We start from the raw sequence: 15,246 nt of genomic DNA on the forward strand, positions 1-15,246 counted from the left end.
CGGGCCGGCCGGGAATGAGCGCCGACCACTCGCGGTTGACCCGAGCACCACGACGCTCCGGAGAGACCATGACGCACGAGCAGCCCGACTCCCCCACCGCCACCGAGACCGGCCCCGGCGCCGAGATGAGCCGCTGGCTCGATCTGCAGAACCGCGCACACCGCGCCTTCGAGCTCCGGCTGAGCGCCGTCGAGGACTGGTCGGCCCCCACGCCCGACACCGAGTGGGACATTCGCGCGCTCGTGCTGCACGTCGTCCGCGAGCAGCAGCGCGCGCACACGCTCCTCTCGGGCGGCGACGAGTCGGCGCTGCGACTCGAGTCCGTCGCCACCGATCTGAGGAGCGAGTGGCGCCGCGTGACCGACCGCCTGCGCGTCGCTGTCCGCACCGTCGACCCGGCGGCGACCGTGCAGCTGGGGCGCGACACCGTCAGCGCCGTCGAGCTGCTGCAGGAGCAGACGGCCGATGTGACCGTCCACGCCTGGGACCTCGCCCGCGCGACCGGCAGCGACGAGCGGCTGGACGAGGAGCTCGTCGCAGCGGTCTGGGAGCTCTTCGCACCCCAGGAGGAGACCCTGCGCGCGAGCGGCCTCTACGCCGCGCCCGTGCCGGTCGACGACGCCGCCTCCCTCCAGAGCCGCCTGCTCGCCATCACCGGACGCGACGACCGCCTCGCCGCCTGACGGCCCGGCGCCCGGACGCCGTCAAGGCCTGGGGGCGTCCAGGGACGCCGCGGCAGGATGGAGGGGACCACGAACACGGGGCGACCCGCCCCGACGAGGAGAGGAACGTCCATGACACGCATCGCCGTCATCGGAGCCCACGGCAAGGTGGGGCAGCAGATCCTGCACCTGCTCTACGACGCCGGCCACGAGTCGGTCGGAGTGATCCGCAACCCCGATCACGCCGAGGACATCGTCCGGCTGGGCGGCGAGCCGCTCGTGCACGACCTCGAGGACACGACGCCCGAGGCCTTCGCCGAGGCGCTGGGCCACGTCGACGGCATGGTCTTCACCGCCGGAGCCGGACCCGACTCGGGCCCGGAGCGCAAGCGCACCGTCGACCTGGGGGCGTCCGTCCTCAGCCAGAAGGCCGCCGCGATCGTCGGGGTCCAGCACTTCGTGCAGGTCAGCGCGATCGGTGTGGACGAGCCGCTCCCCGAGGACACGGAGGAGGGCTGGAAGGCCTACGTCGAGGCCAAGCGCGACGCCGACGCGGCACTGCGCGACTCCGGCCTCGACTACACGATCCTCCGCCCGGGCGGGCTGACGGACGACGAGGGCACCGGCACGATCACGCTCGGCACCTCCGTCGAGAAGGGGAGCATCCCCCGAGCGGACGTCGCCGCCACGGTGATCGCCGCCCTGGCGCAGCCGACCTCCATCGCGAAGACGTGGGAGATCGTCTCCGGTCCCACCCCGATCGAGGACGCGGTGGCTCAGGGAGCCTGAGCCCCGGCACCTCCTCCTAGAGTGGGGCGGGTGAGCACCCACCCGCCCCGCCCCTGGATCCGCAGCTACGCGCCCGGCGTGCCGACGGAGCTCGAGCTCCCGACCGGCTCGCTCGTCGACATCGTCACCGAGTCGGCCGAGCGGTATCCCCACCAGGTCGCGCTCGAGTTCTTCGGCCGTTCGACCAGCTACTCCCAGCTCGCCGACGAGGTGGAGCGGGCCGCAGAGGGCCTCCGCCGCCTGGGCGTCCGCGCGGGCGATCCTGTCGCCCTCGTCCTCCCGAACTGCCCGCAGCACGTCGTCGCCTTCTACGCCGTCCTCCGGCTCGGCGCCGTGGTGGTCGAGCACAACCCGCTCTACACCCCGCGCGAGCTGCGCCACCAGTTCGAGGACCACGGCGCTCGTGTCGCGATCGCCTGGAACCGCGTCGTGCCGACGGTGCAGGACCTCCCGGCCGATCTCGGCGTCGAGACCGTCGTCGCCGTCGACCTCACCCGCGCGATGCCCGCCTCGATGCGCGCAGCCCTCCGCCTGCCGCTGAAGAAGGCCCGGGAGTCGCGCGCCGCGCTGACCGGGCCGGTCCGCGGCGCGATCGACTGGGAGACGCTGCTGCGCCGGCGGATCGACCCGGCGCACCCGCGCCCGGTCGCGGAGGACCTCGCGGTCATCCAGTACACGAGCGGCACGACCGGCACGCCCAAGGGCGCCGAGCTGACCCACGCGAACCTGACGGCGAACGCCGCCCAGTCGCGCGCCTGGGTGCCGACGGTCCGCCGCGGCGACTGCGTGGTCTACGCGGTGCTCCCCATGTTCCACGCCTACGGGCTGACGCTCTGCCTCACCTTCGCGATGAGCATGGGCGCGCGCCTGGTGCTGTTCCCGAAGTTCGACCCGGAGCTGGTGCTGAAGGTCGTCAAGAAGCACCCCGCCACCTTCCTCCCGGCCGTTCCGCCGATCGCGGAGCGCCTGGCGCGCAGCGCGCAGCAGCGGGGCGTCTCCCTCCGCGGCATCGAGATCGCCATCTCCGGCGCGATGCCGCTCGACCCGGCGCTGGTCGAGTCGTTCGAGGCGCTGACCGGAGGCACGCTCGTCGAGGGCTACGGCCTCTCGGAGACCTCTCCGGTCCTGATGGCCAACCCGGTCGGTCCGACGCGACGCGCCGGGACGGTCGGGCTTCCGCTGCCCGGCACCGACGTGCGGATCGTCGACCCCGAGGATCCCGACACGGAGGTGGCGACCGGCGAGCAGGGCGAGCTGGTCGTGCGCGGTCCGCAGGTGTTCCGGGGCTACCACCGCAAGCCCGACGAGACGGCGGCGACCTTCACCGGCGACGGCTGGTTCCGCACCGGCGACATCGCGACGATCGACGAGGACGGCTTCGTGCGCATCGTCGACCGGATCAAGGAGCTCGTGATCACGGGCGGCTTCAACGTCTCGCCGTCCGAGGTGGAGGAGGTGCTGCTCCGCCTGCCCGAGATCAAGGAGGTGGCGGTGGTCGGCCTGCCCGATCCGCGCAGCGGCGAGTCCGTGGCGGCGGCGGTCGTCCTGGAGCCGGGCGCGCAGCTCGACGTCGCAGCCGCCCGCAAGGCCGTCCGGGAGGCGCTGACGCCCTACAAGGTGCCCAAGCGGATCACCGTCGTCGACGAGCTGCCGCGGAGCATGATCGGCAAGGTCCTCCGCCGCCAGGTGAAGGCGATGCTGACCGACGAGGACTAGCCCGGAACGAGCGAGGGCCCACGACCACTGTCCGTGATCGGGGGCCCTCTGCAACGAGGCTAGAAGCCGAAGTCGCCGCCTCCGAAGTCGCCGCCCCCGCCGAAGTCGCCTCCGCCACCGAAGTCGCCGCTGCCGGAGTCGCCCCAGCCGCCGCCGTCTCCGGCGTCCGCACCGGAGGCGTCCGCACCTCCCGAAACCGCTCCGCCGTCGGCCGAGGCGTCTCCCCCGCCGTCACCGCCGGCGTAGTCGCCTCCCGCGTCGGGGAGGAACGCGCCCGCGATGGCCGAGCCGATCGCGAACCCGGCGATCGTGCCGAGCATCGAGGAGGCGAGGACGCCGCCGAAGCCCATGCCTCCGCCGCCGGAGAAGCGCCGCTCCATGAATCCGGGCTGGCGCAGCTCGCTCCTCGTGGCGGACTGGGCGAGCGTGCGGGGATCGTCGTCCTTCGGCGCGTCGCCGACAGGGGCCCCCTCGCTGAGCTCTCGGAAGACCTGCTGGCGCTGCTCCGGGGTCAGCTGCTCGAAGGCCTCGCGGTGCACCTGCTCGATCGCCTCGGGCGGCGCGGTGCGGAGGAGATAGCGGTAGCGCTCGATGGCACGCTCATCGTCGGTGCGCGGAGACGTCGCCGGAGGGGAGCCGTACTCGGGCCTGCGGTCCGCGGCCTGCGGCGGCGCGTACGTCGAGCGGCGTGCGCTCTCGGGCTGCTCGTCGCGGCCCAGCAGTCGGTCCAGGAATCCCATGATCTCCTCCTCGGCGCCCGACGGACGCACACCGCCACCGTAGGCCCCTCGTCGCTCCGGGTGCTGAGCGTTCTCTCAGAGGCTGCTCGGAGCGGGGGCCTCGGTCACTTCTGCTTCGGGATGACCACCCACATCACGAGGTAGGCGATGATCTGCGGCCCCGGGAGGAGGCACGAGAGCACGAACAGGAGACGCACCACGAAGGGGCTCCAGCCGAATCGGCGGGCGAGACCGGCACAGACGCCGGCGATGATCCTGCCCCGACGGGGGCGCACGAGAGTAGCCATGACTCCACTCTGGCGCAGGGCGCCTGAGCGGGGCATCCGGGAAACCCCCTAGGTCTGCGAGGGAGTCCCGTCGAGCTCCTCGGGCCGGAACGCTCCGACCGAGCGGGCGAAGGCGGCCGCGCGCTCAGCGTCGGCCTCCGGCCAGACCACGTGGAAGCGCTCGAAGACCACGTCGCCGAGGCCGCCCGGTGAGACGCGGGCGAAGTAGCGGCGGTGGCCGTCGAGCCAGGAGGCGCGCGTGCGGTCCCCCTCGCCCTCGGCCCAGGCGAACGCGTCGTCGACGGAGTCGAGCGGACCGGTCCGCACCTCGTCCGTCACGAGGACGACACGCGCCGCTCCCGCGCCGTCGCAGACGATCCAGTGGTCGCCCGCGACGGGCGCCCCCTCCTCGGCGAGGGACGCCGTGGCCGTCTTCACTCCGCGCCGCACGAGGCCCAGCAGCTCGTCCGCCATCGCCGTGCTGTCGCCGAACGACTCGACCGGCGGGAGCGCTTCGTCGACTCCCGGATGCGTGGAGCGGTACTCCGCCCAGAGGAGCGCCGCCGAGGCGGCGTCGGCGTCGGGGAGGGCCGTGCGCTCCGGCGCGACGGGCACGAGCGCCACGATATTCGCCCCGGCCAGGGAGGCGGGATCGTCGGGGTGGTTGTCGGGCGTGGTGACCGTGGCGAAGGGCCAGTGCTGCTGGAGCCAGCGGCGCGCGTAGGCGTCGAGCTCCTCCTCGAGCCGCGAGCCCCGGACGGCGGGGACGACCCACCAGGAGGCCTCGGCGGAGTCGCCGCCGCCGGGCCGGACGCTCAGAGCGCCCAGCGCCTCGGTGCGGTCCGGGCCGACGAGCAGGAACGCGTGCGCTCTGCCCGCACGCGACTCCTCCTCGAGGCGCAGGAGACCGCGTACGTCGTCGCCGAGGGACGCCGACGGCAGGGCGGCCGGATCGTCCCCGCGGAGGAGAGCCGCGAGCCACGGTCGCTGCTCGCCGATCACCGCGTGCAGGAGGTCCGCATCGCTCGAGACGAGAGGACGCAGGAGGGCGCCCGCCGGCAGCTCGAGCCGCGCGGGAAGGGACGCGTCGCCGGTTCCACCGCTCATGACCGCACCTCCCCGCGCACCGGCTCAGCCGGCCGCGCGCTCCAGGACGAGCTCGCGGACGCGGGCGGCGTCGGCCTGCCCCTTCATGGCCTTCATCACGGCACCGATCACGGCACCGGCGGCCTGCACCTTGCCGTCGCGGATCTTCGCGAGCACGTCGGGCTGCGAGGCCAGTGCCGCGTCGATCGCCTCGATGAGCGCTCCGTCGTCCGAGACGACTGCGAGTCCACGGGCGTCGACGACCTCCTGCGGGGTGCCCTCTCCGGCGATGACGCCCTGGAGGACCTCGCGGGCGAGGCGGTCGGTCAGCGTGCCGCTCTCGATCAGACCAGCGAGCTCGGCGACCTGGGCCGGGGTGACCAGGGAGGCCGGGTCCTCGCCCGCCGCGTTCGCGAGGCGCGCGATCTCCCCGGTCCACCACTTGCGGGCCGCCTGCGGAGCGGCTCCCGCGGAGACGGTCTCGGTGATCTCGACCAGCAGGCCGCTGTTGGCGACGTCCTGGAACTCGAGGTCGGTGAAGCCCCACTCCTGCTTGAGGCGGCGACGGCGGTCGGCGGGCTTCTCGGGGAGCGCGGCGCGCAGCTCCTCGATCAGCTCGGGGCTCGGCTTGACCGGGAGCAGGTCGGGCTCCGGGAAGTAGCGGTAGTCGTCGGCGTCGCTCTTGGGCCGGCCCGCGGAGGTGCGGCCGGTGTCCTCGTGCCAGTGGCGCGTCTCCTGCGTGATCGTGCCACCCGCGGCGAGGATCGCCGCCTGGCGCTGGATCTCGTAGCGGACGGCGCGCTCGACCGAGCGGAGCGAGTTGACGTTCTTGGTCTCGGTGCGGGTTCCGAGCTTCTCCTGGCCGATCGGGCGGAGCGAGACGTTCGCGTCGCAGCGCAGGTTGCCGCGCTCCATCTTGGCGTCCGAGATGCCGAGCGCCAGCACGATGTCGCGGATCGTCGCGACGTAGGCCTTCGCGTACTCGGGCGCGCTCTTCCCCGCGCCGTAGATGGGCTTCGTGACGATCTCCACGAGCGGGACCCCCGCGCGGTTGTAGTCCACGAGCGAGTACTCGGCGCCCTGGATGCGGCCGGTGGCGCCGCCGACGTGCGTGAGCTTGCCGGCGTCCTCCTCCATGTGCGCGCGCTCGATCGGGATCTGCACGAGCGAGCCGTCGGCCAGCTCGATCTCGACCGAGCCCTCGAAGGCGATCGGCTCGTCGAACTGCGAGATCTGGTAGTTCTTCGCCAGGTCCGGATAGAAGTAGTTCTTGCGCGCGAAGCGGCTGGACGGGGCGATCGAGCAGCCCAGGGCGAGGCCGAGGCTGATCGAGTAGCGGACGGCCTGCTCGTTCACGACCGGCAGCGAGCCCGGGAGGCCGAGGTCGACCGGGGTCACGTTCGTGTTGGGCTCGGACCCGAACTCGTTCGGCGCGTCCGAGAACATCTTGGTCTTCGTGTTGAGCTCGACGTGCACCTCGAAGCCGAGCACCGGCTCGAAGGTCTCGAAGACCTCGTCGTAGTCCATCAGCTCGGGAGCGGACGTGTGCGCGGAGGCCATCAGACGGCACCTTCCTCGGTCGCGGAGAGCACGGAGTGGGTCAGGTCGGGGGCCTGCGCGAGGAGCGGGCGGCCCCACTTCTCCTCGAGCAGCGCCTCGAGCGCGGCGCCCACGGTGTAGAGGCGCACGTCCTCCCGGGCGGGAGCGAGGAACTGGATGCCGACGGGCAGCCCGTCCTCGTCGGCGAGGCCGGCGGGGACGGAGATGCCGGGGATGCCGGCCAGGTTCGCCGGGATGGTCGCGACGTCGCCGCGGTACATCGCCAGCGGGTCGTCGAGCTTCTCGCCGAGGCGGTAGGCGGTCGTCGGTGCCGTCGGCGAGGCGATCACGTCGACGTCCGCGAAGGCCGCGTCGAAGTCCCGCTGCACCAGGGTCCGGACCTTCTGCGCGCTGCCGTAGTAGGCGTCGTAGTAGCCGGCCGAGAGCGCGTAGGTGCCGAGGATGATCCGGCGCTTGACCTCGGGGCCGAAGCCCTGCTCGCGGGTCGCGGACATGACCTGCTCGACCGTGCCGCCGCCCTCCGGCGTGACCCGGAGGCCGAACCGGACCGAGTCGAACTTGGCGAGGTTGCTGGAGGCCTCCGCGGGGAGGATCAGGTAGTAGGCGGCGACCGCGTGCTCGACGCTCGGGAGGCTCACCTCGACGACCTCGGCTCCGGCGCCCTGCAGGATCTCGAGCGCCTCGTGGAAGCGCGCCAGCACGCCGGGCTGGAAGCCCTCGCCGCCGTCGAGCTCCTTGACCACGCCGATCCGGAGGCCCGTCACGTCGGCGCGGCGCACCGCGTCGGCGAAGGAGGGCCAGGAGTCGCGCAGCGACGTCGAGTCGCGCGGGTCGTGGCCCGCGATGACGTCGTGCAGCAGCGCGGAGTCGAGGACCGTCCGGGAGACGGGGCCGATCTGGTCGAGGCTCGAGGCGAGCGCGATCGCTCCGTAGCGGGACACGCCGCCGTAGGTCGGCTTCACGCCGACGGTGCCGGTCACGTGCGCGGGCTGGCGGATCGATCCCCCGGTGTCGGAGCCGAGGGCCAGGGGCGCCTCGTAGCTCGCGACGGCCGCGGCGGACCCGCCGCCGGAGCCGCCGGGGATGCGGTCGAGGTCCCACGGGTTGTGGGTGGGGCCGTAGGCGCTGCGCTCGGTGGTCGAGCCCATCGCGAACTCGTCCATGTTGGTCTTGCCGATCGGGACCAGCCCGGCCTCGCGGACCTTGCGCATGACGGTCGCGTCGTAGGGCGGGCGCCAGCCCTCGAGGATGCGGGAGCCGCTCGTGGTCGGCATGTCGTTCGTGACGATGACGTCCTTGACCGCGAGAGGCACTCCGGCGAGGGGGTGCAGCGACTCGCCGTCGGCGCGCCGGCGGTCGATCGCCTCGGCGGACGCGACCGCGCCCTCGCGCGCGACGTGGAGGAAGGCGTGGACCGCTCCGTCGACCGCGTCGATGCGCTCGAGGTGGGCGCGGGTGGCCTCGACCGAGGAGACCGAGCCGTCGGCCAGCTTCTCGGAGAGGGCGGACGCGCTGAGGCGGACGAGCTCGTCGCCGTGCGCGCTCACTGCTCCTCCCCCAGGATCGCGGAGACCTGGAAGCGGCTGCCGTCGTGCTCGGGCGCGCCGGAGAGCGCCTGCTCGAGCGTGAGGGTCTCGCCGACCACGTCGGGTCGGAAGACGTTCTCGAGCGGGATCGGGTGGCTGGTCGCCGGCACCTCGGGCGTGGCGACGGCCTGGACCGCGCGCACGGAGTCGACGATCTGGCCGAGCTCCCTGGTGAGGCTCCCGATCTCGTCGGAAGTGAGGTCGATCCTGGCCAGCTGGGCCAGATGGGCGACCGTGTCGGCCGTGATCTCGGACATGCGTCTCCGTCTGGTGGTTCGGGGGGATTTCCGGCCGCCAGTCTACTCGGCGCGCCCGCACCGCCTCCGCCCGTGCCGCCCGCCCGTCAGGAGCCGCCGAAGAGGCTGGCGCCGTGCTTCAGGAGTGCGTTGTACGCGCCCTCGTAGGTGGTCGGCAGGTCCTCGCCGGGCTCGCCGTACCGGGCCAGCAGCAGGCCCATCAGGCCGACGGCGGGCGGGCTCAGCGGCTTGTCGCGGTTCACGTGCGCCGGATGCGCGGGCGCCGCCTCGGGGTTCGGAGGCAGGTACTGCGGCACCGTGGTCGGCCAGTCGCCGATCTGCCGCGGCTCGTCGAGGGTCAGCACCCCGAAGAGGTCGGGGGCGGAGGCGTCGCGAGCGGTCAGCGGCTCGAGGCCGTGCAGGGCGCTGAGGGTCCGGATCACGGCGCCGTGGTGCAGCTCGTCGTGCACGATCGTGCCGGCCCTCGTGTACGCCGAGACCGCGATCGCCGGCACGCGGCAGCCGAGCCGGTCGAAGGCGAAGCCCATCTCGCCCTCGCGGCCGTCGCCCGGCGGAGTCGCCGACGGCGGGGGGACGTGGTCGTAGAGGCCGCCGTGCTCGTCGAAGGTCGCCAGCAGGAGGGTGTTCACCGCGTTCGAGCCGGTCGTGCTCGCGCTCTCCCGGATCGCCGAGTACACCTGGTGCAGCAGCAGCTCTCCGGCGCGGACGTCGGACAGCGCGCTGTCGTAGACGGGCGTGCCGTCGACCTCGTCCTCGTGCAGGACGCCGGTCGGCGGGTGCATGTCGTTGTGGTCGAAGACGAGCCGCGGCTCGAGGAAGGCGTAGTCGGGCAGCTCGCCGTTCTCCACGTCGGCGTAGAAGCGGTCCATCGTCGAGAAGTGGGTCTTCCAGTACTTCTCGAGCACCGGCGCGTGCAGGAAGCCGGTGTAGGAGACCACCTGCAGCGCGTCGAAGTAGACGCGCCAGGTCCTCCCCGCCTCCTCGAGGCGGTTGAACACCGTCGGCGCGTCGGCCAGGTCGTCCGCGAGCCACTTCTCGTAGCCGCCGCCCTGCTTGTTGGTGACGAAGCCGTGCGAGGTCGACGCGTGCAGGAAGGACCTGTTGCAGAAGGTCTGGGAGGGGACGGCGCAGAACCACTGGTCGAAGACGGCGAACTCGCGGGCGAGGGTGGAGAAGACGGGCAGCATCTCCGGCGAGAAGCCGCCCATGATCGTCCGCGCCTCCTCCGCCGTGGGCTCCTGCCCCTTCTTCATCACCCTCAGGTGCTGGACGTAGTCCTCGAGGAAGCCGCTCATCGTCGGGGCGGCGGCGTCGGCGGGCGCGTTGAAGGGCGCGGTCATGGCGCCGACGGTGCGGCCGGCGTTCTCGGGCGGATCCACCGTGCCGAAGAGCTGGGTGTTGACGTGCGGGTACTCCTCGCCCGGGTCCGGGTCGGGCTGGCGCATCACGGAGTCGGTGGCGCCCTCGTAGACGTGCGTGCCGACGGTCAGTCCCCCGGCGCTGGTGTTCGTCCGCTCGTCGGGGAGGAGGCCCTCGAAGCTCTCGCCCGCGGGCAGGTCGTCCGGTCCGTAGAGGCGGCCGAGGACGTTGTCGAAGGAGCGGTTCTCGAACATGATCACGACGACGTGGTCGAATCCCGGCTCCGTGCGGGCGGGCAGTCGCGGCTCCTCCTCGCGGCGGGGGCCGGAGGCGACGGCCGCGCCGATCGCGCCACCGGCGAGGGCTCCGGCTCCGACTCCGGCGGCGGCGGTGCCGGCCAGGAAGCGGCGGCGCGAGCGGGAGCGGGGAGCTCCGTCGTCGTGCTCCGAGGGAGTCCGCTCGCTGGTCATCTCCGCCGCCTCTCCTGCGCCGCCTGCGCCTGCTCGGAGTGTAGCGACGCGCCCGGGACGGCGGCTCGAACGCGGGCGAGCAGTCCTGACTCCGGCTCGGGGTCGACGTGCGCGCGGCGGGCCGCGTCGCGGAGGCGGCGCCCGACCGGCGCGGGCGGCGCGAACGCCGGCGCCGTGCGGGGCCAGCGCGCGAGGGACCGGTCGGGACCGCTGAGGAGTGCGGCCAGCTCACGGACCTGCGGATCGACGAGGGCCCGGCGCACGCCCGCCCGGGCGCGGACGAGCTGCGCGGGAGTCTCCGGACCGAGCGGCACGCCGATCCGTGCACCCGAGGGGACGGCCGAGGCGAGCACGAGCGCCGGCACCGTGCCGGGCCGCTCCGCGCTCCCCCGCGCGGTGACGAGGAGCAGCATCCGCCGCCCCGCCCGCTCCGCGTCGCGGACGGCGTCGAACACGACGTGCAGCAGCTGCTCCGCGAGGCGCGCATCGGCGGATCGATCGGTGCCGGCGGCTGCGGCGTCGGCGAAGTCGGCCGGATCGACGAGGGACCGCGGCTCGACCAGGACGAGCGGAGGCAGGGTGCCGGCTGCGGCCTCGGCGGCCAGCGCGTCGATGGGAAGGAGGCGCCCGCCGCGGGAGCCGGCGGCGCCCGGATCGCGGTGGGGCCACTCCGGATCGGCGAGGAGCGTGATCGAGACGCCCTGCCGCTCGTCGACCGCGAGAGCCCAGCCGGTGCCGGTCTCCCGGGCCGCGCGCAGCGCCGCCGGCAGCGGATCGCGGCCGTCGGCGCGCCAGTGGTCGGCCCGGGCGAAGGCCGTGGCGAGGAGCGCGTGCACCGGCAGCATCTCGGGGGCGAAGCGCGCGCCCGGAGGATCGTCCGGGCCGGGCGCGGTCATCACGGCGTCCGTATCACCGGTGAACACCGGACCGTCCGGATCGTCGAGCGCGCCGAGGACCTGGTCGCGGCTGCGGCCGGCGAAGGAGAGCACGACCAGGTGGTCGATCCGGCCCAGCACCTCGGCGGTCCGGCGCTCGGCGGGGGTGGGCCTAACCGCGGCGTCGAGCGCGAGCGACGCTGCGTCGGCGAGGGAGCGGCGCAGGAACGCACGCCGCTCCCCGCCGCCCGCGTCAGGCATCGGGCCCGGTCGGCTCCTCCGTGCTCGGGGCGGCCGCGTCCGGGACGGCGTCGGTGTCCGGCACGGCGTCGTCCTCCGGCGAGGCGTCGGAGCGCGATGCGCCGGCGACGTCCCCGTCCGGGCCGGCGGCGGCCTCCTCCGGAGCGTCGGCGGACGCCTCCTCCGGCAGTGCGATCGCGTCCGGTCCCTCCGTCACCAGGAGGTGGAACTCGGCCGCGGTGATGATCCGGAGCCCCAGGGCCTCGGCCTTGCCGAGCTTGCTGCCGGCGCCGGGACCGGCGGCGACGTAGTCGGTCTTCTTGGAGACGCTCGAGCCGGCCTTGCCGCCGGCCGCGAGGATGGCCTCCTGCGCCCCCTCGCGGGAGTACCCCTCCAGGCTGCCGGTCGCCACGACCGTGAGACCCGCGAGCACCCCGCCGGCGGCGTCCGCGGCACCGGGACCGGGGTGGCCGGGCGTGGCGAAGCGCACTCCGGCCGCGGCCCAGCGGTCGACGACCTCGACGTGCCAGTCGACCTCGAACCAGGCGATCAGGGCGTCGGCGATGATCCCGCCCACCCCGTCGACCGCGGCGAGCTCGTCGCGGCTCGCCCCGCGGATCGCGTCGAGCGAGCCGAAGTAGCCCGCCAGCGCGCGCGCGGCGACCGGGCCGACGTGCCGGATGCTGAGCGAGACCAGCAGACGCCACAGCTCCTTGGTCCTCGCCCGCTCGATGTTCTCGATCAGCCGGAGGGCGTTGGTGGAGGGCACGGAGGCCGCGTCCCCCGCGAAGGCTCCCGCCTCCGGGTCGAAGGCGCCGTCCTTGGCGAGCTGCCGCTTGCGCTTGAAGGGCGTGACGACCTTCGGATCGCCCTTCGCGTCGAGCTTCTGCAGACCCGTCTCGGAGTCGCGGACGACGACCTCGATCGGGAAGAGATCGGCCACCGTGAGCTCGAACAGGCCGGCCTCGGTCCGCAGCGGCGGCTCGGCGGGCACCAGGGGCTGGGTCAGGGCGGCGGCGCTGACCTCGCCGAGCGCCTCGATGTCGAGCGCGCCGCGGCTGCCGATGTGCTCGACGCGTCCGCGGACCTGCGCGGGGCAGGACTCCGCGTTGGGGCAGCGCAGGTCGACGTCGCCCTCCTTGGCCGGAGCGAGCGTGGTGCCGCACTCGGGGCACTGCGTCGGCATCACGAACTCGCGCTCGGAGCCGTCGCGGAGCTCCACCACCGGGCCGAGCACCTCGGGGATCACGTCCCCGGCCTTCCGCAGCACGACCGTGTCGCCGATGAGCACGCCCTTGGCCTTGACCACGTCGGCGTTGTGCAGCGTGGCCTGGCGCACCTCGGACCCCGCGACCTTCACCTTGGTCATCTGGGCGAACGGTGTCGCGCGGCCGGTGCGCCCGACGCTCACGACGATGTCGAGGAGCTTCGTGTGCACCTCCTCGGGCGGGTACTTGTAGGCGATCGCCCAGCGCGGCGCCCGGCTGGTGGCGCCGAGCTCGTCGTGCAGCTCGAGCTCGTCCACCTTCACGACCACGCCGTCGATCTCGTGCTCGACCGAGTGCCGCTCGCGGCCGTGGCGCTCGACGAAGGCGAGCACCTCCTCCACGGAGGCCGAGACGCGGTTGTGGCCGCTGACCGGCAGTCCCCAGGAGGAGAGGAGCCCGTAGACCTCGGACTGGGTCGCGACCGGCGGGTCCGGCCAGGCGCCGATGCCGTGCACGTAGAGCGCGAGGGAGCCGACGCGCGCCTCGCCGGCGCGCAGGTCGAGACCCGACTTCTTGTCGAGCTGCTGGCGGAGGCCGCCGCTCGCCGCGTTCCGCGGGTTGGCGAAGGTCGGGAAGCGCCGCAGCGCGCTCGTGCGCGCCTTCTCCTCCTCGAAGACGCCTCGGGTGGCGGCCGGGCGGGTCGACCAGCGGGTCCGCGCCTCCTCGACCGCCTCGTCGCGCAGCGTCTCCTGGAGGGCGTTCAGCTCGGCGAAGGCGGCCACGGGGATGAAGACCTCGCCGCGGACCTCGACGAGTGCCGGGTGGCCCTCGCCGGAGAGGCGCTCGGGGATGCCCGCGACGCGGAGGGCGTTGACGGTGACGTCCTCGCCGGTGCGGCCGTCGCCTCGGGTCGCCGCCGTGACGAGGCGGCCGTTCTCGTAGTGGAGGGAGATCGCGAGCCCGTCGATCTTGAGCTCCGTGAGCCAGGCGACGGGGCGGTCGGCCGACGCCACCGTCTTCTCGCACCACTCGCGCAGCTCCTCGGCCGAGAACACGTTGTCGAGGGAGAGCATCCGCTCGGCGTGGTCGATCGGGGCGAGGCCCGCTCCGACGATCCCGCCGACGGTCCGCGTCGGCGAGTCCTCGGCGGCGAGCTCGGGGTGCTCGGCCTCGAGCGCGGCGAGCTCGCGCACCAGGGCGTCGTACTCGGCGTCGGACAGCGGCGAGGAGTCGGCCGCGTAGTAGTCGTCGCTCGCCGACCGGATCCGCGCCCGCAGCTCCTCGACGCGGGCGGCGGGCTCGACGGCGCTCACCGGAGCACCGCGGCGTCGGCCGCGACCGTGCGGTCGATCGTGCACTGGCCCAGCACGCGGGTGCCGAGGTAGACGACGGCCGTCTGGCCGGGGGCGACGCCGTCGAGCGGCGAGTCCGGAGTGATCACGAGCTCCACCCTGCCATCGACGTGCGACACCACCGCGGAGGCGCGGACCGGGTCGGCGTGGGCGCGGATCTGGACGTCGCAGCGGAAGGGCGCGTCCGCGTCCTCGGGAGCGGCCCCCGCCCAGGTGAACCGCTCGCCGGCGATCTCGCCGATGCGCAGCGCCTCGCGCGGACCGACCACGACCTCGTTGCTCACCGGCCGCACCTCCAGGACGAAGCGCGGCCGGCCGTCGGGCGCGGGGACGCCGAGGTGCAGGCCCCGGCGCTGGCCCACCGTGTACCCGTGCGCCCCCTCGTGGGAGCCGACCACCGCGCCGTCCCGATCGACGACCGCTCCGGTCTCGGGGGCGACGCGCTCGGCGAGCCAGCCGCGGGTGTCGCCGTCGGGGATGAAGCAGATGTCGTAGCTGTCGGGCTTGCTCGCGACGCTGAGGCCCCGCTCCGCCGCCTCCGCGCGCACGAGCGCCTTGGACGGCGTGGAGCCGAGCGGGAACATCGAGTGCCGCAGCTGCTGCTCCGTCAGCACGCCGAGGACGTAGGACTGGTCCTTCGCCTCGTCGCTCGCGCGGTGGAGCTCCGGGGAGCCGTCGGCGGCGGTGCGGAGGGAGGCGTAGTGGCCGGTGCAGACGGCGTCGAAGCCGAGGTCGAGAGCCTTCTCGAGCAGGGCGGCGAACTTGATCCGCTCGTTGCAGCGCATGCAGGGGTTCGGGGTGCGGCCCGCCGAGTACTCGGCGACGAAGTCGTCGACGACGTCCAGCTTGAACCGCTCGGAGAAGTCCCACACGTAGTACGGGATGCCGAGGACGTTCGCGGCGCGCTGCGCGTCCATCGAGTCCTCGATCGTGCAGCACCCCCGGCTGCCCGTGCGAAGCGTGCCGGGCATCCTGCTCAGGGCGAGGTGCACGCCCACCACGTCGTGCCCCGCCTCCACCGCGCGGGCCGCGGCCACGGCCGAGTCCACTCCACCGCTCATCGCCGCCAGAACCTTCACC

At 73.7% G+C, this 15,246-nt stretch carries 13 protein-coding genes; 3 read left to right on the forward strand and 10 right to left on the reverse strand.

What is annotated here, in order from left to right; all coding sequences use genetic code 11:
* The first annotated feature begins 68 nt into the window (after positions 1–68).
* From C5C57_RS05260 to C5C57_RS05270, 3 genes are all read left to right on the forward strand, one after another.
* Entirely contained in the window at positions 69–683 is a 615-nt protein-coding gene (locus C5C57_RS05260) for a TIGR03086 family metal-binding protein (RefSeq protein WP_258071963.1), read from the forward strand.
* A 111-nt stretch (positions 684–794) separates the two neighbouring features.
* The gene (locus tag C5C57_RS05265; RefSeq protein ID WP_104223727.1) at positions 795–1,451 is read left to right on the forward strand and encodes an SDR family oxidoreductase; all 657 of its coding nucleotides are present in this window, start codon (positions 795–797) and stop codon (positions 1,449–1,451) included.
* Positions 1,452–1,481: 30 nt separating this feature from the next.
* Positions 1,482–3,167 (forward strand): long-chain-fatty-acid--CoA ligase, encoded by a 1,686-nt coding sequence (locus C5C57_RS05270; protein ID WP_104261291.1) that lies wholly within the window; start codon positions 1,482–1,484, stop codon positions 3,165–3,167.
* 59 nt (positions 3,168–3,226) lie between these two features.
* On the opposite strand, the gene C5C57_RS05275 is transcribed toward C5C57_RS05270, so the two are convergent.
* The 10 genes from C5C57_RS05275 to mnmA all read right to left on the reverse strand — a co-directional run bounded on the left by C5C57_RS05275 (position 3,227) and on the right by mnmA (position 15,245).
* Positions 3,227–3,907: a hypothetical protein gene (locus C5C57_RS05275; protein WP_104288343.1), complete on the reverse strand. Its 681-nt coding sequence runs from the start codon at positions 3,905–3,907 to the stop codon at positions 3,227–3,229.
* Between the two features lie 104 nt (positions 3,908–4,011).
* Entirely contained in the window at positions 4,012–4,194 is a 183-nt protein-coding gene (locus C5C57_RS05280; protein WP_104223873.1) for a PspC domain-containing protein, read from the reverse strand.
* A gap of 48 nt (positions 4,195–4,242) precedes the next feature.
* Positions 4,243–5,280 carry an ASCH domain-containing protein gene (locus C5C57_RS18025; RefSeq protein ID WP_104297374.1) on the reverse strand — a complete coding sequence of 346 codons (1,038 nt, stop codon included), beginning with the start codon at positions 5,278–5,280 and terminating at the stop codon, positions 4,243–4,245.
* 24 nt (positions 5,281–5,304) lie between these two features.
* Complete coding sequence (gatB, locus tag C5C57_RS05290; protein WP_104247608.1) at positions 5,305–6,819, reverse strand: Asp-tRNA(Asn)/Glu-tRNA(Gln) amidotransferase subunit GatB; 1,515 nt, start codon at positions 6,817–6,819, stop codon at positions 5,305–5,307.
* Positions 6,819–8,366 carry an Asp-tRNA(Asn)/Glu-tRNA(Gln) amidotransferase subunit GatA gene (gene gatA, locus C5C57_RS05295; RefSeq protein ID WP_104247609.1) on the reverse strand — a complete coding sequence of 516 codons (1,548 nt, stop codon included), beginning with the start codon at positions 8,364–8,366 and terminating at the stop codon, positions 6,819–6,821. Before gatA ends, gatB begins: the two co-directional genes overlap by 1 nt.
* Positions 8,363–8,662 carry an Asp-tRNA(Asn)/Glu-tRNA(Gln) amidotransferase subunit GatC gene (gatC, locus tag C5C57_RS05300; protein WP_104226848.1) on the reverse strand — a complete coding sequence of 100 codons (300 nt, stop codon included), beginning with the start codon at positions 8,660–8,662 and terminating at the stop codon, positions 8,363–8,365. The genes gatA and gatC overlap by 4 nt, the downstream gene beginning before the upstream one ends.
* Positions 8,663–8,748: 86 nt before the next feature.
* Positions 8,749–10,491: an alkaline phosphatase family protein gene (locus tag C5C57_RS05305; protein ID WP_104247610.1), complete on the reverse strand. Its 1,743-nt coding sequence runs from the start codon at positions 10,489–10,491 to the stop codon at positions 8,749–8,751.
* Entirely contained in the window at positions 10,488–11,627 is a 1,140-nt protein-coding gene (locus tag C5C57_RS05310; RefSeq protein ID WP_104247611.1) for a hypothetical protein, read from the reverse strand. The genes C5C57_RS05305 and C5C57_RS05310 overlap by 4 nt, the downstream gene beginning before the upstream one ends.
* The gene (ligA, locus tag C5C57_RS05315; protein WP_104247612.1) at positions 11,620–14,127 is read right to left on the reverse strand and encodes an NAD-dependent DNA ligase LigA; all 2,508 of its coding nucleotides are present in this window, start codon (positions 14,125–14,127) and stop codon (positions 11,620–11,622) included. The genes C5C57_RS05310 and ligA overlap by 8 nt, the downstream gene beginning before the upstream one ends.
* A complete protein-coding gene (gene mnmA / locus C5C57_RS05320; protein WP_181027198.1) occupies positions 14,124–15,245 on the reverse strand; it encodes a tRNA 2-thiouridine(34) synthase MnmA in 1,122 nt (373 codons plus the stop codon). Before mnmA ends, ligA begins: the two co-directional genes overlap by 4 nt.
* Position 15,246: the final 1 nt, after the last annotated feature.

Origin of the sequence: Rathayibacter sp. AY1C5 (assembly GCF_002931705.1) — a bacterium.
Lineage (GTDB): Bacteria > Actinomycetota > Actinomycetes > Actinomycetales > Microbacteriaceae > Rathayibacter.

Excerpts from the sequence above, each read along its gene's own strand:
- C5C57_RS05260 (WP_258071963.1), top strand. The coding sequence starts at position 69 with ATGACGCACGAGCAGCCCGACTCCCCCACCGCCACCGAGACCGGCCCC.
- C5C57_RS05265 (WP_104223727.1), top strand. The coding sequence starts at position 795 with ATGACACGCATCGCCGTCATCGGAGCCCACGGCAAGGTGGGGCAGCAG.
- C5C57_RS05275 (WP_104288343.1), bottom strand. The coding sequence starts at position 3,907 with ATGGGATTCCTGGACCGACTGCTGGGCCGCGACGAGCAGCCCGAGAGC.
- C5C57_RS05280 (WP_104223873.1), bottom strand. The coding sequence starts at position 4,194 with ATGGCTACTCTCGTGCGCCCCCGTCGGGGCAGGATCATCGCCGGCGTC.
- C5C57_RS18025 (WP_104297374.1), bottom strand. The coding sequence starts at position 5,280 with ATGAGCGGTGGAACCGGCGACGCGTCCCTTCCCGCGCGGCTCGAGCTG.
- gatB (WP_104247608.1), bottom strand. The coding sequence starts at position 6,819 with ATGGCCTCCGCGCACACGTCCGCTCCCGAGCTGATGGACTACGACGAG.
- gatC (WP_104226848.1), bottom strand. The coding sequence starts at position 8,662 with ATGTCCGAGATCACGGCCGACACGGTCGCCCATCTGGCCCAGCTGGCC.
- C5C57_RS05305 (WP_104247610.1), bottom strand. The coding sequence starts at position 10,491 with ATGACCAGCGAGCGGACTCCCTCGGAGCACGACGACGGAGCTCCCCGC.
- C5C57_RS05310 (WP_104247611.1), bottom strand. The coding sequence starts at position 11,627 with ATGCCTGACGCGGGCGGCGGGGAGCGGCGTGCGTTCCTGCGCCGCTCC.